The sequence below is a fragment of the Mesorhizobium sp. M4B.F.Ca.ET.143.01.1.1 genome (genome assembly GCF_004792275.1).
Classification (GTDB): domain Bacteria; phylum Pseudomonadota; class Alphaproteobacteria; order Rhizobiales; family Rhizobiaceae; genus Mesorhizobium; species Mesorhizobium abyssinicae.
Genome location: NZ_SRSR01000019.1, coordinates 94,455 through 112,627, shown reverse-complemented (window position 1 = coordinate 112,627; position 18,173 = coordinate 94,455). Strand labels below are relative to the sequence as shown.

The following is an 18,173-nucleotide window of genomic DNA, read 5'->3' as shown; positions in this document are numbered from 1 at the left end:
ATATGCTGACGATGGCCTTGTGCACTGCCGGAGTGAACAGCAAGCCGAAGCCCTCAAGGCGGAGCTTGGTGCTCGACTGGCGGCATGCGGGCTTCAAATGCATCCGACAAAGACCAAGATCGTCTATCGCAAGGACCAAAGGCGCAGGGGCAAATACCCGAATGTCGTGTTCGACTTCCTCGGGTATAAATTCCGGCCGCGACGGGTGGCGAAGACACAGCGAGACGAGTTCTTCTGTGGCTACACGCCTGCGGCCAGCCCCACGGCACTGAAATCGATGCGAGCGACGATTAAAAGTTTGAACTGTAGAAGTTTGCACTTGATCGGACAGTCGGCGTCTGAGAATGGTCGGTTTTGCCTGTCCGATAGGATGATCCACGTCCTCGACCGCCAGATAGAGCTCGTACTCGTGATGCTCGGGATTGCCGCAATATTCGGTGCCGCGGTCGGTCAGCACCCGGCTTAGCTTCACCTCGTGGGCGTCGAAGAACGGCACCACGCGGTCGTTTAGGAGATCGGCGGCGGTGATCGGCGTCTTGCGGTCATAGAGCTTGGTGAAGGCGACTTTCGAATAGGTGTCGAGGAAGGTCTGCTGGTAGATGCGTCCGACGCCCTTCATGTTGCCGACATAGAAGGTGTCCTGGCCGCCGCAATAACCCGGGCATTCACTCTCGAACTCACCATGCGCCTCCTTGTCCAGCTTGGCCTTTTCCAGCGCCGCCAATTGGCTCTCGGTGAGCACGATACCGTCCTGGGCGACCTTGGCCTCCAGCGCCTTCAGCCGCTTCTTCATCGTCTCCAGATCGTGACGCTGCCACACCCCGCGGACGCCCGACGGCGAGACCGAGTTGCCGAGCTTGCGCATTTCGTTGGCGATGCGGGTCTGCCCATAGGCGGGATATTCCAGCGTCAGCTCGAGGATTATCGCCTTGACCTCGGGCGGCGTGCGGTTGGCCAACAGCGGCTTCCTGCGCGTCAGTTCCTGCAGCGCCAGTTCGCCGCCGGTCTCGTAAAGCTCCTTGAAGCGGTAGAAGCTCTCGCGCGAATAGCCCATCATCTTGCAGGCCTGGCTGACATTGCCGAGCTGTTTGGCCAGCTCCAGCAGCCCCACCTTGGCGCGGATGATCTTTTGGTCCTTGGTCATGTCAGTGTCCTTTCTAACGCCGAGGCTAGGCGCTGCGAACCCTGACCACTCCGCGCCCAGCCTCGGCTCAAGCTTCAGCCTAGGACACCGTCTGTCAGATAAAGTTTAAACTTTTACAGCTCAATCCGCTCCTTCGGGGATGGATAGCCTATTACGGCCGGTTCAGCCGTTCGGCCCTGTCCACTCTGGCTGATTACGTCAACCGGAAGCTCAGGGCGTGGATCATGCGCAAGTTCAAGCGCTTTCAGTCCCATAAGACGCGTGCCAGCCTCTTCTTGAGAAAGCTGGCACGGGAAAATCCCGGACTGTTCGTGCATTGGAAGGTGTTCGGAACGAATACGTTCGCCTGATGGGAGCGGTGTGAATCGAGAGGTTCACGCACCCGTTCTGCGAGAGGCCGGCAGGTGAAATTCCTCCGGCCTACTCACCCCGGCCTCTCCACAAAGATGGCGCGCCTGCGTGGAAGAGCGCCATGCGGTGAGCGCTGCCGGGCCGGCGTGCCGCGCGGCCATTGGAAGACCACCACCTTCACCGGCGCGCTACGGCTGACGGGCATGACCGCGCCCTTCGTCTACGACGGCGCCATGAACGGCAACGTGTTCCTGGCCTATGTCGAGCAGGTGCTGGTCCCGACATTGTCAGAGGGCGACGTAGTCATCATGGACAATCTCCCCGCCCACAAGGCGGCCGGCGTGAGAGACGCGGTCGAAACGGCCGGCGCGAGGCTCATGTTCCTGCCGCCCTACAGCCCCGACTTTAATCCGATCGAAAACGCCTTCTCAAAACTCAAGGCTCTCATGCGCGCCAAAGCCGAGAGAACCATCAACGCCTGTGGGACGCTGTCGGTTCGATCCTCGACCAGTTCACACCAGCCGAATGCGCAAACTACTTCAAGGCTGCAGGATATGACCCAGATTAAACAGGACGTGCTCTAGCCGCTCGACCATCTACTCTATCACTTCGGGCTGGCCTGGTCGGGCTTCGAGCACGCCCATGTCATCCTTGGCGGCGAAAGCTTCATGGCTCTGGCAGAGGGCCTGCAGAACGCGCTGTGGTCGGTCGGCGGTTCGCCGCTCTATCATCGCAGCGACAGCTTGTCGGCGGCCTCCCGTAACCTCTGTGCCCGACGCCAAGGTCGATCTGACGCATCGCCACGAGGAACTGTGCACCGCCACCGCCGAAAAGCGTGGGCGCCCAGCAGGACTGAAATCGATCAAGACGCCGGCTGATCACCGGAAACTCCACCCGCCAGATAGGCAAAATTGGATGCCCACTTTTGCGGAAACGTCGATGTCCATTGACATCAGTCTGGAGACAGGACCGCTCTCGCCTTGGCTCTACGCCGGCTTGGCTGAGGCGGGATTGCCAGCGATCTGCGTCGACACCCGGCATATGCACGCTGCGCTATCGGCCCGGATCAATATGACTCACCGCAACGACGCGCTCGGCCTTGCGCAGATGATGCGGGTCCGCCTGTTCAAGCCTGTCCACGTCCAGACTCCGGCAAGCCAGCAGCGTCGGCTGCTGCTGACCTCGCGCAAGCTCCTGCAGCGCAAGCCTACATCGAGAGCGACCTGCGCGACCAGTTGCGTAACTTCGGCCTGAAGGTCGGCATCGTCGGAGCCGCCGGCTTCGAACAGCGCGTGCGCGATCGTGTGCTCGACCTTCCCTTTCGTGGTCGCCGTGGTGTTGCCGCTGCTGGAGGCGCGCTCGGCACTGAGGACGCAACTGGCCAAGGACCGGTCGTCGCGCTCACCTATCGCACCTGCGTGGACAACCCGGCCGGTTCGGGCGATCGCAGTGAGACGATGCGCGTCGGACGCGTATCGAGGTGTGACGGCGCCATGATGCGCGCTGCACTTTATGAGGCAGTCCCCTCGTGCTACTGACGGGCACGCCTGGCCGCTGGAACCCGCTTATGGCATGGGGTCTGGCTGTTGCCAAGCCGCGAATCATGCAGAACGCGCCCGTGGCCGTGGCGTACAAGCTCGGGATCGTGCTGCATCGCATGTGGAGGGACGAAACGGACTTCCGCTCGTCGACGACAGTGGCCTGAGGTTGCCGCATCGGCATTACGCAACACCGAGCTCCTCCGGCACGGAGGAGGTCCCGACGGACGACGGGAGTGGGTGAGATCCGAGAAACTCGAGCGCCGGCTCAGCCGAGCGCGCGGCTTAGATGGCTCCGCCCATTCTCTCTGATCCCATCGAGTCGGCAACGGCCGACCTCGGAGAGAAGTAAGGGCTTCACATTCTACAAACAAATGGGCACGCCAACCCTTAAGCGCGCTTGAGGCATGGTCTATCGCAAGCTGCATAAATTCTGTGCTGGCATCGATCGAGGGGGAAATGTGAACTGTATTTTCTCGGTGCGCCTCTTGGCCGCGCAGCAATGATCGCCCGCGCCGCGGCAAGGCATCTGCTTGTCAGTCACGCGATCGAGAGCAGACTGTCTTGCCAACATTGGCAAAGTTGACTCTCCCCACATAGCCGGCGAATCGTGGAGAGGGACTATGCCGATTGCTCTACGTTGTCGTATCTTTGCCTTAAAGGCCAGAGTTCTCCAAGTTTGGCTGCTGTTGATAACACCGACGAAGCAACTTTTTCTTGCCGGTCTTGAGTTAACCGTGAACTCGGTCCAGCGACGCTGACGGTGCCGACCGTTTGGCCACCCGCCAAAGTGATAGGGGCGGCAATCGCAACGACGCCGGGCTCAGCTTCCTCAACGGAAATTGCCCAACCTCTTTTCTTAGTCAACGCCAGCTCTCGCATAAACTCTTCCACGGAGGTAATAGCCTTCTGCGCGTTGCGCCCGCGGTCATTGACGGCGATGCGAATTGCGTCTGTCGGATCTAGTGTCGACAGATAAGCCTTGCCATTGGCTGTGGTCGCCAAACTAACTCTCGCAACCAGCTCGGGTTGATATTTTAGACCATTCCGAGCGCCTTGGACCTGTGAAATCCAGGTCAACGTCTCACCTTGCACAACCGCCATACGAACAAGCTCGGCACTTTCGCTAGCCAACTCCTCCAACACTGGCTGGCAGACGTCAGTTAGGTGCGTAGCGCTCAGGAAGCGTTGTCCCAGAATGGCCAATCTGAGAGACAGCTTGTAAAAACCGGTGACCGGCTCCTGCTCAACCCAGCCTATTTCGCACAAAGTGGTGAGCATTCGGTGGGCGGCACTTTTTTGCAGGTCGAGCTTTTCGGCAAGTTCGCCGAGCCTCATCGCCGATGCTTCCGTCGCAAGCAGCTCAACGACAGCAAAACACCGCTCAACAAGAGAGTTCACAACCCGCATGTCAACCTCCTAACCGTTCGATTAACAACGATATTCTACTTCTAATGGTGCCGGTCAAGCGCATCCGGAAGGAGGTTACAACGCTCTACGGGGAGAGCAGGCGCGTCAATAATGACCAGAATGGTATTCCAATTGCGAATCCTTTCCTTATCCGTGGACAAGTCGGCGGTCAACGTCTACAAGTGTGGAGTAGAAGCCCGTCATGCAATCGTTCGTCCCTGCTGGGCTGAAAATTGACGTCATGCGCGCTACGGCGAAAAGCTGACGCACCGCTCTCTCGGTGGCCGCCGCTCCGTCATTCCGTAGATGCTGTATGGCAGCGAGTTCACCTCGAACGCCCCTGGGCGGATCAGAACCGCGTCGAATGGCATTAGATGCGCCCGGCAAGCCGATGCAGACGGATTTGTGGAATAGTCCTTCTTCTTATTCGGCGGCTTTTTCCACAGCCTTTGGCTTTCGGGCCTCGTTCGCCATCGGGAAGTCGCTGCTGCATAGGCAGCTTCTGCCTTTTCGCGGGATCGTTCTTGGGCGCGCTTGGCCGGGATGTTGTAGTCGAAGGCGGAGCCGCGCCTAGTCCCTATGATTACTGGGCGTGAGGGCGGCCCGTCATCCGATATGCAACGGTACGAGGGTTAAGCCGGCTGGCCGGCGCAGAGCCTCATGCATAGGAGACGGGCCGTATGGACCATATCAGATTTGTCGGTTTGGATATTCACAAGGAGCCGATCTCGGTCGCGGTGGCGGAGAGCGGACGCTCCGGCTCAGTGGACTATCTCGGCGAGATTGCCAATGATGCTGATACCATCAGCAAGCTGTGCGACCGTCTCGGGCGGTCCGGCAAGCCACTGGCGTTTTGTTATGAGGCCGGCCCGTGCGGCTATGGCGTTCATCGCCAACTCACGCGCCTCGGCCATCGGTGCGACGTGGTGGCGCCATCGCTGATTCCGCGGAAGCCTGGCGATCGGGTGAAGACGAACCGTCGCGACGCCACCATGCTTGCCCGCCTTCACCGGGCCGGAGAGTTGACCCCCGTCTAGGTGCCCGACGCCGATCATGAAGCCATGCGCGACCTGATCCGGCTGCGCAGCGTCGTGCGACAGGTGGTGACGCGAGCGCGCCAACATCTTCAAGGATTTCTGCTGCGTCACGGGCGCAAGCATGAGCGCGGGACGGCTGGCGAAAGGCTTACCGGCGATGGCTTTCGACATTGGCCTTCGATCATCCCGCTCAGCAGGTCGCATTTCAGGACTACGTCGATGCGGTCATGGATGCGGAACGGCGCCTCCAGCAGGTCGAGGAACAGATACTCAGCCTGCTCCCGGAATGGAACCAGCGCCCCGTCGTTGACGCCTTGCAGGCGATGCGCGGCATCGCGCTGATTAATGCCGTGGTGCTGGTCGCGGAGGTCGGTGACTTCACACGCTTCTCAAACCCACGCCAGCTCATGGCCTATTTCGGCCTGGTCCCCGGAGAACAATCGAGTGGTGAGACCGTCTGGCGCGGCGGCATTACCAAGACCGGCAACACTCATGCCCGGCGCGCGCTGGTCGAAGGCGCCTGGGCTTACCGGATGAGAGCGCGCATCGGCCGGCACAAGGTCGACCGGATCGAGGCGCTGCCGAAAGTCGTTCGCGATATCGGGTGGAAAGCGCAAGTTCGACTGTGCACCCGATATCGTCGGCTGAGCGCGCGCGGCAAGAATGCGAACGTCGTCAATGTCGCCATCGCACGCGAGATGGTGGGCTTCATCTGGTCGATCGCCTGCACGGTTCAATCCGCGCCAAAGGCGGCATGACCACTATTTGACAGACAGCCAGCAGGGGAGACCACAACACAGGATCAGCCTCGGCGCGATATGCGGCGCTGGAGGCGGGACAATGCCGGGGAGCCCTCGTCTCCACTATGAGCCTCGACGCTCGCCACCTAGACAGAGGCAGCCCCAACGAAACAAGGTCATGCGGCCCGACCCGCGGATGAGAGATTGTTGACCGACGTTCAAGTCCCGCCTCTTGCACCTCATATCCGCCGTACAAGTGACTCGACCGCCGATCGGATCGGCGGGCCAACCGCATTGCAAAAAACCCTAGTCAGCAATCATGAGAGTGGATTGCTTCCAACTCTTGGTGCCCGCGTTTGACTGCTGCGATGATCTCGTCGGGGTCTGCTTTCCAGACGAATGGCCGCGGTTCGTGATTGTGCTCAGTCATGAAGCGGTTGATTGCCGCCTGCAGGTCGACGACGGAGTCGAAGACGCCGTGTTTCAGTCTTCGTCGTGTCAGTTTGGCGAAGAAGCCCTCGACAGTTTGAGCCATGAACATGATGTTAGAACGAAGTGGAAGGTCCATCGCGGAAGGGACTGCCTTATCCGTCGGCAGTTGCGACTCAATCACGTTTTAGGAAAGGGATGAACTCCTGATGCCGGTGTCGCTGCATGTTGCGGCCGATCACCGAGCCGTCAAGAATATTGAGGGCAGCAAACAGGGTGGTGGTCCCGTGGCGCCTGTAATCATGCGTCATCGTACCACCTCGTCCCTTCTTTAAAGGAAGTCCTGGCTGGGTGCGGTCCAGCGCCTGGATCTGGCTATGGCGCGACAATCTGGATGAGACGAGTCTCACCTTGTTTGTCGCCGCGCAATCTGGCTCACATGGGGATTTGTGGGTCAAGATGTTCGATTCAGGATGCCATGGTAAATCTCCGGTCGTTGCTTCGTATCCAAGATCTGAGCCCGTTTGCGTGACCCGGCCCGTTTCCGATGCCGCTTCAAACTCACATCCGTCGCCGCTCCACATCGGCCGCACCAATATCCCGCTTGCGTCGGGCAAGGGCTCAGGAGCGCGGGACCATTCTCTTCTGCGGCTTTTTAAGCCAAGCCAAATTTCGGTCCGCTCACCTGGATCCGCCGGAGCTGATCAGGCCCCGGAAGATGAAAGGGGGGAAGCGTCTGTTTTCACGCGGCCGTTGTCTCGGCTCCTTCCAGCACAACCCCGGCGGTCACATATTTCCAGAAGGCGATCAGCAGCTTTCGCGCCAAGGCAACGATCAGCACTTTGCGGACTCGGCCACCATTGAGCTGTACGCGCTGATGAAACCACAGGCTCAGCATCGAACGGGGCTGATGCCTTACCCACAACCAGGCGAGCTGGATCATGGTTGTTCGCAGCCGCGGGTTTCCGGCTTTGGAGACGCCTTGTTCGTGCGCGACGGATCCGCTCCGCCAAGGCGTCGGTGCCAATCCGGCATAAGCGGCAACCTGCCGTCGGTTGGAAAAGTTTCGGAACAACCCCTCCGACCACAGGACACCGGCGAATTCCGGGCCAATCCCCTTCAAATTCTTTAACATTGCTCCTGGCGCTGGCGGGCGCCGCATTTTTGCCGAGCGGTTTGGCGCCGATATTCTGGCTCCGTTATCGCGAAGGACCGGACGTCTTGAGACGATCGTTCATCACTTGGGGCTCGCGCTTGGCGGCAGGCCGGCTGCGGCCTTTGCCGATCGCCTCATGATGCCGGTGTCTGCGATCTCGAACGCCGCAGGCCGGTGACATTGCTGCCTGATCGCGAGCAGGCGACATCGCAGGCATGGCTCATGGGCCACGCCAGCTCCCCATTACAGGATCTGCCCATACCAGGAGTTATAGGCTTGCCGCACGAGGCCGCAGTCGGTGCAGTGTTCGGCGTGACCGCCCAGGGCCGAGGTCCGGCACGCCTCCACCGCGGCTATGACCCGGCGCTCGACACGCCCGAGATGGCCGGCATGCTCGCGGCGATAATCAGACGAATGGCCGCAACGCAGAAGCCCTAGCCTTCGTGCTGGTCCTTAAGCAGGACGTCCCATTCCATCTGAGGGCGCCGCAGCCCGCGGCGCACGCGTTTGCGGCCCTCCTCATTGATGACCTAGCTTGTGGTGTGCCCGAAGGCATAGGCACCCGCATAGACCGGGTTGGTCAGAATGTTGTGCACGGTATTGCACGCTCTGTAGCTCGGCGAACTTCGCGAACACCAGCCTCAACGCATCCTGCACGCGCTGGTCCGGGTCCTTTTCGATCCGCTCGCGCCCGGTCTTCACATAGCCAGCGGCGACACCGAGGAACAGCGCGCCCCGGCGGGCTTTCTGCTTCAGTGCCTCTTGCGAGCGCTGACGGAACAGTGACAACTCGAGCTCGCTCACCGTGCTCTTCATACCAAGCAATAGCCGATCATTGGGATGCCGAGGATCGTGGATTCCGTCCTCGTCGACGATGACGGTCCCGACCAATCCACAGAACTTGATCAGCGTATGCCAGTCGCGGCCGTTGCGCGCCAACCGAGAGGCCTCGATCGCGAACACGGCGCCCGCATGCCCTTCGCAGATCGCCGCCAGGAGCCGCTCGAAACCTGGTCGATTGATGCCGCCGCCCGAGCGGCCGAGATGATCGCCGATGACCTCGATCGTGGCCCAGCCGAACTGCCGAGCGCGATCGGCGAGTCCGTATTGCCGGATTGTGCATAAGCTGATCGGCCGTCGACTGACGGATATAGACGAAGCATTGCGCGCAAGATGCTCAGCCGTGATCTTGGTCATTTGCGATCTCCCCGTTTGCAAGTGCCATCGCGATCTCGCGCAGCAGGGTCTCCATCAGCATCGTCAGCTCGATCTCCTGTGCCCGTGTCAGCACAACGCTTGGCTCGCCCAGTTCGAACAGGCTTGGCTGGGGACTTTCGAATTGGCGCTTCATTGCGATCTTTCTCCGTCGTTGAGTCGGACTGGGGAAATCCTAAAAGCGCATCGATCTCGGCGCGCAGAGATTGCAAGGCCCCGAGGGAAAACTGCGGCTGCGCCGACAGCTTGAAGTGCGTCGCCGTCTCGCGCGTCATCCAAGCCGGTATGCAGGCAAAGGAGCCGTCAGGCTGCGCAATGACCACCAAATCGGAACCAGGGTACGCATAGCGCTTCAGAATGAGCACCGTCTCACCGCAGCGCGGATGAAATGGATAGTAAGTCCGCCCTTCTTCAGGCTGTTGGCGGGCAGTATTTCGTTGTTTTGAGCAGCACCTGGATGATCCTTATGTCCGTGCCGGCTTCCAAAAGGTGGGTGGCGAAGCTGTGGCGAAGGGTGTGCACCGTCACCCGCTTCTCAACGGATCGGGCCGCGGCCATCGCGCCGGGGAAACAGCCATCGTCCCGGTTTGGTCAACCGCCAATAGACGCGCAAAATCTCCAACAGCTGCGGCGACGGCAACACATAGCGGTCCTTGCCGCCCTTGCCCTGCTCGATGCGAATGATCATCCGGCTGCTATCGATATCCGTCACCTGCAGACGCGCCGCCGCACAGGTGGTCATCAGAGCGACCCGGTTCCTCGTCCCCTTCACGGCCTGCAGAAAGCCGGCCACCTCATCGGCGCTCAGCACGACCGGCAACTTGCGCGGCGTCCGGGCGTAAGCGATCCGCTCAGGCAGATCAGATCATCCCAGCGTCACGCCGTAGAAGAAACGCAAGGCGCAAACGGTCTGGTTCAACGCGCCCCACGAGACCCTTCGGCCCACCAGGTGGGCCTGATAGGCGTGATAGGCGCGCACCTCTTCATATCCCAGTTGATCGGGTGATCGTCCAAACTGAATTTCGCCACGTGATGCACGTAGGATCGCTGGGTCTCCGGTGACAAATTGCGGATCGTCAGATCTTCAATCATCCGCTGACGCAGAGGGCTTATCTGGGCCATTTGGGGTTCTCCTGTCTGGAAGGTTGGCTCGACACCAAATCTTCTCAGACAGGGGCCTCCTCAGGCCAGACCCCCGCATCAGTTACCGCGGCAGCGGTTTAGTTCAATCTGACAGGACCCCTCTCGCGTGAATCCCCAAACCGACTCTGCGTTAATCGAAGATGCTCTAGTAAGGAGTCGAGGCGCCGTGTGGGCTCGGTACTAATCATCGCTTGCGCAACAGACCGTTGCCGCGAAGCCTGAATATCTCGCAGCGGCCAAAGCGTCGCAAGAGCGTCTGCTGCCACGGAGATCAACCGCGATATTTCCAGAATCCTTCCACCGTTCAACCGAAGGATTGGCCCGGCGACACTCACCGTACCGACTGCCGGTCCGTCATTTGGACGTATTGCTGCGGCTATCGATGTCACACCAAGTTCAGCTTCATCTACTGCCAAGGCCCAGCCCTGTTCTCGTGTGCATTCGCGTTCGCGTATGATGGCCTCAATGGTCCGAACGGCTTTGGGGCCATAGCTGCCGGGCCGCCCGAATCCGTTTTTCAGTACTGCTTTGGCTGCGGCTCCCGCGGTTAAAGTGGCAAGCCAGGCCTTCCCGTCGGCAGTAACCGGTAGGGGCACTTCTGCGGTTGTCTCAGGCTCATAGATTAGACCAGCCTTCGCGCCTTGCGCGCAGGCAGTCCAAGCCAGCCCATCCTGTTTGACGGTGGCCATGCGCACGAGTTCTTTGCTGTCTTGGGCAAGGCGATCCACGATACATTGGCAGATATCAGGGATTTCGGTTGCAACCATGAATCGCCGCCCGAGAATAGCAAGTCGCAATGTCAGGCGATAAGGGCCGGTTTTAGAATCCTGCTCGATCCAGCCGATCAAGCAAAGGGTCGTTAGCAATCTATGGACTGCGCTTTTCGGCAGATCGAGACGCTCGGCGATATCTTCGAGACGCAGGCTCTTCGCTTCATCCGCCAAAAGTTCGATCGTGGCGAAGCACCGTTCTATAAGAATATTGGAACCTTTCATAGTACACAATGTCCAAGGGGGAGAGAGATGGAACAAACTCCATACTATGATCTGGCCATCTTATCAATCACATGATCCAGTATATTCTAAAATATATTACTTTCTCATGGATACCTTAGCGGCAGAAAGGGAGTTGTGCGATGTAATAAGCTTGTAAATACGAACCGTTAGGTTCAAGACTGCTGCCCGGGAAGGGTTTGCCTGCGCGTCAATGTTTCCAAGTTTGCTGAATGAAGGCCGCTGTTCATGCTGATGATCGCGCATGGGAGGAGGCGGAACTGAAGGACGCCGGTGATCAAGCTCTGATGCGCGGGATCGGCTACCCATTCCCGATTGTGCGTCCGGGGCTGTTCCTATCTTACTGCGGGCGTCGGTGAATTTGCCGGCCACAAAGCGTCTGACGGGCATTCCCCTGCCGTGGTCCCGCCTCCGCCCATGCGCGAGGTATACACTGCCGCGGCGAGCGATCAGGGGAGCGTGCCTCCCTGGCGACGGCCCATGAAGCCGACTAAGTGTTTGATCCCGGGCTCACATGACGATGCTGAGGTCAAGAGGTGTGTTAGGGCGGCATCGTGTTGCTCCAATTGGCGGCGGAATCCAGAACTGGGCCCGATTGCGTGACACGGCTCGGTCAATCGAGCCTAGTCAAACTCACATACGGTCGCCGCTTGAGACGGCTGCACCAATATCCCGCTTGCGGCGGCAGGTGCGGATTCCGACGTGAAGCCGGCCGCCATTCCGATCAAACACCGGCCACCATTCCGATTTGAAGCCGGCCACCATTCCAATCAAAAGCCGGCCAGTTTTCGGCACCGAAGATTACCTCCTGGGTCAGCAACTTTGGCATCAAATGCCACGCGATGAACGGGGAGATTTTGATGCCGGCAAAGAGAAGGCTGACCATGAGACAGTTACGACAAATGCTGCGGCTTGCCGGAGCGGGACGAGCTCCCGCGAGATTGCCGTTGTGTTGGGAATAGCGCGCAGTACGGTGCAGGATAATTTGCAGCGCGCAGCGGCAATCGGATTGAGCTGGCCCTTGCCAGGCGGCTGACCGACGATGCGCTTGAGCACAACTCTTCACTCGCAACGGCGTCAAACAGGGCACGCGGCGACGCACGGAACCGCACTGGGCCGATCTTGCGGTCGAGCTCAAGAAGCCCGGCGTCACCTTGCTCATCCTGTGGGAGGAGTATCGCGGGTCGCATCCCGACGGTTATGTGCGTGTTTCGGTAATTGCCGGACACCCTTTTCGCTAAATCCCGGACAGTGATGGAGTGCACCCCTCGACTGAGACAAATAAATAGGGGACAGTTTCTGGATTGCAGGAACTGGAAATGGTTGGAAGAAAGCCGAGATTTAGCGAACAAGAGAAACTCTCCATGCTTTTGCGGATGCAAAACGGGGAGAACGTCAGCCGATTAGCTGATGAACTGGGTATTCACCGCCAACGCTTATATGCCTGGCGTGAGCAGCTGCGGACGCGTGGCAATCTAATGCCGAGCCGACCGGGGCGCCCAAAGAAGCGGCCTCCCGAGGCACCGCCAGATCGGCAAGCCTTGGCGGCAGGTTTTGCACTGTCGGCTGAACAGCGTCGGGCCGATGCGTTGGCGAAAGCCCGCCGCCGCATTGTCGAACTTGAACGCAAGATTGGGCAGCAACAGGTTGAACTTGATTTTTTTCAAGAAGCCTTGCGGCATGTCAGGGGCAATCAACAGCAGAAAGACGCACCTGGCGGTGCAGCGTCTTCGAGGTCATTCAAAAAATGACAGCCCATGTGCCGCAAGGCTCTCCAGGAATTGAACAGATGTGCCGTCTCACCGGCGTCAGCAGGGCTGGATACTACCGGCACTGGCGGCAGTCGGCGCCGCGGCAGGAAGAAACTGGTCTGCGAGATGTCATTCAAAGGCTGGCCTTGGCCAACCGGCACTATGGCTATCGCCGGATCGGCGCCCTTCTTGGCCGGGAGGGTTGGCAGGTAAACCACAAACGTGTGTTGCGGGTAATGGGGGAGGATAATCTCTTATGCTTGCGCACTCGGCCATTTGTGCCGCGCACTACAGATTCCCGGCACAGCTGGCGGGTGGTGCCGAACCTTGCCCGAGGCATGGAACTGACAGGCGTCAACCAGCTTTGGGTCGCCGACATCACGTATTTGCACCTTGCCGAGCAGTTCGCCTATCTGGCGGTTGTGCTCGATGCATTCAGTCGCAAGGTCATCGGATGGGCGCTCGAACTCCACTTGCGGGCCAGCCTTGCTGTCGATGCCCTAAAAATGGCGATCTCCGCACGTGTTCCGGTTCCCGGCAGTTTGATCCATCATTCCGACAGGGGCGTTCAATACGCTTGCACCAGCTATTCTGATATCCTCCATGGGCATGGGATCCAGCCGAGCATGAGCCGGGTGGGGAACCCTTATGATAACGCACGCGCGGAAAGCTTCATGAAAACCTTGAAGCAGGAAGAAGTCGCAGGATTGGCCTATCGCGATGCACCCGATGCGCGGCGACGTATCGCGAGCTTCATTGAAGATGTCTACAATCGGCAACGACTGCATTCAGCACTCGACTATCTCACCCCAGAGGAATACGAAAAGACCTTGTCGACACCGTCGGAAAATGCCGCATTTGAACTCACGAGCAGGGAATTGTCTCGCAATTTCTCTGTCTCACGATAGGGGTGCACTCCAGTGATTTCAGTAATTCGCGGACAGCGATTCCGCTAAATCCCGGACAGTTTTCGGGAGCGGATTTTACGGTCGGTTCTCGGCTGCGCCGTTCTGGCATTTTGGTCTCTCACGATGACGTTGAGAGGGGCCATGCCGAGACGGAAGCAAGCGAGACGAACGAGCGTGAGGGATATTTAAGCGATCTTGCGCCTGACCTATGAGCAGGGTCTTTCGGTGCGTGAGGTGTCGGAACGGCTGAAGATCAGTAAGACGACAGTATCGACCTATTTGCTGCGAGCGCGGGAGGCCGGGCTGTCATGCTGGCCTCTGCCGCCGGGCCACGACGACGCGGCACTTGAGCGGCTGCTGTTTGGCCGTGCCGGTCGTCCGCCGCAAGACCTGAGCGAACCGGACTTTGCGCTAATCGCCCGGGAGCTGAAGCGCAAGGGGGTGACGCTGACGCTGTTGTGGCAGGAGTATCGTGCCGCCCATCCCGATGGCTACGGCTATACCTGTTATGTTGCGGCCAAATTTATGTTGCGTCTCGGGGGGATGAGCCAAGGATCTCGGTGATTTCCTTGGCCCAAGCCACCACATAAGAAGAACGGCGAGGGAGTTCGCTACAGGGCTTTCAGGAATGCCATTAATGACGGCAGAGATCGCTGCCGTGGGGGCTCTTTCAAGCCGCTAATATCAACCTTGGCCAACGCCTTGGCCTTCATTTCCAGATCAACCTCGGCGTAGATGTGCGTGGTGTCCAACGACACATGGCCGAGCCAAGCGCGGATGGTGTTGATATCGACGCCGGCACGCAGGAGGTGGACGGCTGTCGTGTGACGAATCGTATGGGGGCTGACGCGCTTCGTGGCCAGGGTCGGCACGGTTTTGCTCGCCATGGCGGCATATTGCGTCACGACGCGGTGTATTCCGAACCGTGTCAAAGGTTCCTTCATCCGCCCCAGAAAGACTGCATCGCTCCTATCCCGATCGGTCACGAGGCGAGCCAGCGATATCGCCGTCGCTGGCCACAACGGGCAGACCCGGATCTTGTTTCCCTTACCATGAAGGCGCACTGACGGAGACGCGCCCAGCTGAAGATTGCCGACCGTCAACTTTGCTGCCTCATCGGCGCGCGCACCAGTGTTGTAGAGGAATAGCAGCAGGGCATGGTCGCGCGCTCCAAGACTCACACGCCTGTCGGGTTGGCCGAGGAGCGCATCCATCTCAGCTTTTTCGAGATAGCCGATCGCGGCCTTTGCCGTCTTCTTGAATGGTATCGCCCTTATCTCGGAACACCAGGCCAGGTTGACCCGCGAACGCATGCCGATGAAGCGTGCCAGTGAATGAATGGTCGCAAGCCGTTGGTTACGGGTTGCTTCGCTGCATCGGCGATCACGTTGCAGATGGTCCAGGAATTTGCGGACGATTGCCGGCGTCAGATCCTCCACCGTCATACGATCGATAGGACGACCTCCCTGCTTGCTTGCAAACGGCAGCAGCAGTGTAAGCGTGTCGCGGTAGTTGGCTTGGGTGTTGCGGGAAAGATTGCGTTCGGCAACCAGGTGCTCCAACAGGAAACGACGGATCCACGGACCAAGGAGGCTCTCATCCTTCATGGTTGGCCCCCATTGCGTATTGCGCAAAGCGCTGGCTGGCTGCATCGAGGAGATCCGGCGTCATGTGCAGATAACGCTGTGTTGAACGGATATCGATGTGACCAAGGTAGGTTGCGAGTTGCGGGAGCAATCGCTGCACGTCTTGGCCGGAGCGATACCAGGCAATCACCCGGTGCACGGCGGCCGTGTGACGAATATCGTGCAGTCGTGGCGGCCGAAGCTCGCCGACAGGACAACTGATTCCGGCGGCATGGCGGACATGCTGGAACCAGGAAATGACCCGCACGTAGTGCCACGGCCGGCCATCGCGCGTGGTGAACAACGGTGATTCTTGCCCGCGCGACAAAGGGAGAAGGCGCCGGCGTTCGATATGCGCAGCCAGCTCGCAGTTGAGCTTTGGTCCGATCGGCACAAGACGCGTTTTGAAGAACTTCGTGTCGCGGACAGTGATGATCTGCTCGGTCAGGTCCACGTCGTGCAGGACCAAGTGAAGCGCCTCGCCGATGCGCATACCGCTACCGTAAAGCAGCAGGAGAAGGGTACGATAAATTGCCGGCACCTGAGGACTGTGCCCAACCTTCAGGATCGAGGTCGCGTCGACCAGTCGACGTAGCTCTTCTGTCGAGTAGACGTACGGGGTCTGTTGCGGCGGCAGCTTCGGGATTGTTGTCGGCAGCGGCGAGAACGTCGCATGGCCGCGGCTGACGGCGAACCGGTAAAAGCCGCTCAGGACTTTGTAGCGCAGCATCCAGGCGGCGCTGAGCGAGCCGCTGCCTTGGAGAAACGCGGCTACCGTCTCTGGGGTAATCTGGCTGATCTCGGGATTGCCCAACACGCGGCAGAACCTGCGCAGCAGCACCTCGGCGGACTCGAAACGCATGCCCAATGACCGCTGCTTGGCCAGATAAACGTCGACGACATCGGTCAGCATCATTGCAACGCTCCCAGGTCGAATGCACCAACCTCGCGAAGAGCTGCCAAGTTCACCTTGGCGTAGATACTGGTTGTCGCCGCGCTACGATGCCCTAGGTGGTCTCCGATCTCTTTTATCGACAGACCTTCGGCAAGAAGCCGGGAGGCGCAGGCATGGCGCAGCGCGTGCCCCCCGCGATGGGCCGCTTCGATTCCAAGCGCGACAAATCTGCGGTTCGCGACATCATAGATGCTCCCCGCCTTCAACGGCCGACGGGGCGATTGCATGCAGAGGAAGACTTCCGGGCACGACGACGATGGTCGTATCGTGTCGATGTAGTGGGCGAGCGCCTCAGCAACAGACGAGACGAGCGGATAAATCTGCGGCTGGCGGCGCTTCAAACGGAAAAGCCGCAGCGTCCGACCGGCCCAGTCGATCTGATCGAGGCGCAATGCCACTACTTCCCCGCTGCGCATTCCATAGACCGCAAGCAGCAGCAGGATTGCACGATCGCGGATGTCCCGCGGCTTGTCGGTCTCGGCATCGGCCAACATGCGTTGCACGTCTGACCAGTCCGGGGCGTACGGCAGAGACTCCTGTCGGTAGAGTCGGGGGCGGCAAATCGATTCGGCTAGGCTGTCGGCGCACATTCCCCGCTTTCCTGCGTAGCGCAGAAATCCGCGCAGAGCCGAAGCGGTGTTGGCGACCGACACGCGGGACCATCGTCCCGTTGCCTGGGTAACGAAATAAGCGTCGATGTCCCCGGCCTGAAGATCCCCGAGGTGCCGGTTCGTCTGGTCGCACCAGCGCAGGAACCTACCGATCACACGGGTCCATTGCTCGAGCGTCGATGGTGTGAAGCCGCGCTCATCGCGCATCCATCTCACATACTCATCGAGTTGGCTCTGATACTCGAACCCGGCACTCGGTTCACGCCACCAACCGAGAAATCGAAGCCAAGGTCGTCCGATATCGATCACTCTTCGCACCGCGGTGACGGCTCCGTGGGCTTGTTGCCTCTCAATGGCGATCCGTCGAAGCGCCTCGATGTCGATGCCTTCCGAAGCGGCATCCGGGCCGAGACGCGTAGCAATCCACAACAGTTCGCTGCGCTTGGTTCTCAGAGAAAAGGGAGTGGCGCCGCGTTCCGCGCAGTGGCGAAGGTAACGATTCCGCTCTTTGGCAAACGGCGCGTCGTCATTGTGGTGGCCCGACGAGTGGCCGGCATCAGTCGTCTGATCCATAGCAAACCTCCATTGGAAAAGGCTTGCTAGCCAGCCATTAAGTTATGTTGCGTCAAGGACCCAACAACGGCCAGACGCCTGAGAAAGAAAAGGGCTTCCGCAACATAAATTTGGCCGCAACATAACGACTAATATGTTTGGCATAACACTTTAGCCGGTTCTGCGAGCACTTCGCCGCTTTCGAGCGCCGGACGAGCGCGACATTCCGCAATCGGCATGCGGCGGGCGCAGTGATGCAGACGGACTATGCCGGGCAGACGGTGCCGGTGATCGATCCGGCGACCGGCGTCATTTACACGGCGCAGATTTTTGTCGCGGTGCTGGGCGCCTCCAATCTGACCTTCGCCTTTGCCAGCTCCAGCCAAAAGCTGCCGGACTGGATCGAGGGTCAGGTGCGAGCGCTCGCCTTCTTCGGCGGCATCACCAAAGCGATCGTGTGCGACAACCTGAAGGCCGGTGTCGTCAAGGCGCTGTGGTTCGAGCCGACGCTGAACGCGACCTTTGCCGCCATGGCCGAGCATTACGACACCACCATCCTGCCGACCCGCAGCCGCAAGCCGCGCGACAAGGAGCA

Annotated in this window: 13 protein-coding genes and 13 pseudogenes; 12 read left to right on the top strand and 14 right to left on the bottom strand. The window is 59.6% G+C overall.

The annotated features are described in order from the left end of the window. Window positions 1–19 precede the first annotated feature (19 nt). Window positions 20–466: a hypothetical protein gene (locus EN786_RS38870; protein ID WP_246688789.1), complete on the top strand. Its 447-nt coding sequence runs from the start codon at window positions 20–22 to the stop codon at window positions 464–466. Here EN786_RS38870 and EN786_RS31245 read toward each other — a convergent pair. Next, window positions 371–1,144 (bottom strand): annotated as a pseudogene (locus EN786_RS31245) (IS481 family transposase); the annotation flags it as partial. The gene EN786_RS38870 and the pseudogene EN786_RS31245 overlap by 96 nt on opposite strands. Before the next feature lie 98 nt (window positions 1,145–1,242). Here EN786_RS31245 and EN786_RS31240 point away from each other — a divergent pair. From EN786_RS31240 to EN786_RS31225, 4 genes and pseudogenes are all read left to right on the top strand, one after another. Beyond that, a complete protein-coding gene (locus tag EN786_RS31240) occupies window positions 1,243–1,494 on the top strand; it encodes a group II intron maturase-specific domain-containing protein (protein WP_348642255.1) in 252 nt (83 codons plus the stop codon). An 81-nt stretch (window positions 1,495–1,575) separates the two neighbouring features. Beyond that, a pseudogene (locus EN786_RS31235) lies at window positions 1,576–2,063 on the top strand (IS630 family transposase); the annotation flags it as partial. A 16-nt stretch (window positions 2,064–2,079) separates the two neighbouring features. Next, window positions 2,080–2,311, top strand: a pseudogene (locus tag EN786_RS31230) (IS21 family transposase); the annotation flags it as partial. Window positions 2,312–2,452: 141 nt separating this feature from the next. Beyond that, a pseudogene (locus EN786_RS31225) lies at window positions 2,453–3,200 on the top strand (IS110 family transposase); the annotation flags it as partial. Between the two features lie 454 nt (window positions 3,201–3,654). Here the strand turns inward: EN786_RS31225 and EN786_RS31220 are convergent. Next, the gene (locus EN786_RS31220; protein ID WP_135909380.1) at window positions 3,655–4,443 is read right to left on the bottom strand and encodes an IclR family transcriptional regulator; all 789 of its coding nucleotides are present in this window, start codon (window positions 4,441–4,443) and stop codon (window positions 3,655–3,657) included. 680 nt (window positions 4,444–5,123) lie between these two features. Here EN786_RS31220 and EN786_RS31215 point away from each other — a divergent pair. Then, a pseudogene (locus tag EN786_RS31215) lies at window positions 5,124–6,238 on the top strand (IS110 family transposase). Between the two features lie 292 nt (window positions 6,239–6,530). Here the strand turns inward: EN786_RS31215 and EN786_RS31210 are convergent. Beyond that, window positions 6,531–7,026: pseudogene (locus EN786_RS31210) on the bottom strand (IS630 family transposase); the annotation flags it as partial. Between the two features lie 365 nt (window positions 7,027–7,391). Continuing rightward, window positions 7,392–7,787 (bottom strand): annotated as a pseudogene (locus tag EN786_RS31205) (transposase); the annotation flags it as partial. Between the two features lie 19 nt (window positions 7,788–7,806). On the opposite strand from EN786_RS31205, the pseudogene EN786_RS31200 reads away from it, so the two are divergent. Next, a pseudogene (locus EN786_RS31200) lies at window positions 7,807–8,027 on the top strand (ISL3 family transposase); the annotation flags it as partial. A 21-nt stretch (window positions 8,028–8,048) separates the two neighbouring features. Here the strand turns inward: EN786_RS31200 and EN786_RS39355 are convergent. The 7 genes and pseudogenes from EN786_RS39355 to EN786_RS37935 all read right to left on the bottom strand — a co-directional run bounded on the left by EN786_RS39355 (window position 8,049) and on the right by EN786_RS37935 (window position 12,062). Then, window positions 8,049–8,234 carry a transposase zinc-binding domain-containing protein gene (locus tag EN786_RS39355; protein WP_281405022.1) on the bottom strand — a complete coding sequence of 62 codons (186 nt, stop codon included), beginning with the start codon at window positions 8,232–8,234 and terminating at the stop codon, window positions 8,049–8,051. Between the two features lie 101 nt (window positions 8,235–8,335). Continuing rightward, complete coding sequence (locus tag EN786_RS38865) at window positions 8,336–8,401, bottom strand: recombinase family protein (protein ID WP_246688787.1); 66 nt, start codon at window positions 8,399–8,401, stop codon at window positions 8,336–8,338. 193 nt (window positions 8,402–8,594) lie between these two features. Further along, window positions 8,595–9,002, bottom strand: a pseudogene (locus tag EN786_RS38860) (recombinase family protein); the annotation flags it as partial. Continuing rightward, a complete protein-coding gene (locus tag EN786_RS37940; RefSeq protein WP_189524327.1) occupies window positions 8,983–9,156 on the bottom strand; it encodes a hypothetical protein in 174 nt (57 codons plus the stop codon). The pseudogene EN786_RS38860 and the gene EN786_RS37940, both read right to left, overlap by 20 nt. A gap of 308 nt (window positions 9,157–9,464) precedes the next feature. Beyond that, window positions 9,465–10,142, bottom strand: a pseudogene (locus EN786_RS38855) (site-specific integrase); the annotation flags it as partial. Between the two features lie 98 nt (window positions 10,143–10,240). After that, window positions 10,241–11,158: an IclR family transcriptional regulator gene (locus EN786_RS31180; protein ID WP_135909378.1), complete on the bottom strand. Its 918-nt coding sequence runs from the start codon at window positions 11,156–11,158 to the stop codon at window positions 10,241–10,243. A gap of 742 nt (window positions 11,159–11,900) precedes the next feature. Further along, window positions 11,901–12,062: a hypothetical protein gene (locus EN786_RS37935; RefSeq protein WP_189524326.1), complete on the bottom strand. Its 162-nt coding sequence runs from the start codon at window positions 12,060–12,062 to the stop codon at window positions 11,901–11,903. On the opposite strand from EN786_RS37935, the pseudogene EN786_RS39540 reads away from it, so the two are divergent. The 4 genes and pseudogenes from EN786_RS39540 to EN786_RS31160 form a co-directional block, all read left to right on the top strand. Then, window positions 12,037–12,384, top strand: a pseudogene (locus EN786_RS39540) (IS21 family transposase); the annotation flags it as partial. The gene EN786_RS37935 and the pseudogene EN786_RS39540 overlap by 26 nt on opposite strands. 96 nt (window positions 12,385–12,480) lie before the next feature. Continuing rightward, entirely contained in the window at window positions 12,481–12,927 is a 447-nt protein-coding gene (locus EN786_RS31170; RefSeq protein WP_246688782.1) for a transposase, read from the top strand. Further along, the gene (locus EN786_RS31165; RefSeq protein WP_135909376.1) at window positions 12,924–13,835 is read left to right on the top strand and encodes an IS3 family transposase; all 912 of its coding nucleotides are present in this window, start codon (window positions 12,924–12,926) and stop codon (window positions 13,833–13,835) included. The genes EN786_RS31170 and EN786_RS31165 overlap by 4 nt, the downstream gene beginning before the upstream one ends. Before the next feature lie 192 nt (window positions 13,836–14,027). Then, a pseudogene (locus EN786_RS31160) lies at window positions 14,028–14,339 on the top strand (sigma factor-like helix-turn-helix DNA-binding protein); the annotation flags it as partial. Between the two features lie 107 nt (window positions 14,340–14,446). Here the strand turns inward: EN786_RS31160 and EN786_RS31155 are convergent. The 3 genes from EN786_RS31155 to EN786_RS31145 are packed head-to-tail and all read right to left on the bottom strand — an operon-like array spanning window position 14,447 to window position 17,599. Beyond that, window positions 14,447–15,442, bottom strand: coding sequence for a tyrosine-type recombinase/integrase (locus tag EN786_RS31155; RefSeq protein ID WP_135909374.1), 996 nt, complete (start codon window positions 15,440–15,442; stop codon window positions 14,447–14,449). After that, a complete protein-coding gene (locus tag EN786_RS31150) occupies window positions 15,432–16,376 on the bottom strand; it encodes a tyrosine-type recombinase/integrase (RefSeq protein WP_135909372.1) in 945 nt (314 codons plus the stop codon). Before EN786_RS31150 ends, EN786_RS31155 begins: the two co-directional genes overlap by 11 nt. After that, a complete protein-coding gene (locus tag EN786_RS31145) occupies window positions 16,373–17,599 on the bottom strand; it encodes a tyrosine-type recombinase/integrase (protein WP_135909370.1) in 1,227 nt (408 codons plus the stop codon). The genes EN786_RS31150 and EN786_RS31145 overlap by 4 nt, the downstream gene beginning before the upstream one ends. A gap of 72 nt (window positions 17,600–17,671) precedes the next feature. Here EN786_RS31145 and EN786_RS31140 point away from each other — a divergent pair. Beyond that, a pseudogene (locus tag EN786_RS31140) lies at window positions 17,672–18,168 on the top strand (IS21 family transposase); the annotation flags it as partial. Window positions 18,169–18,173: the final 5 nt, after the last annotated feature.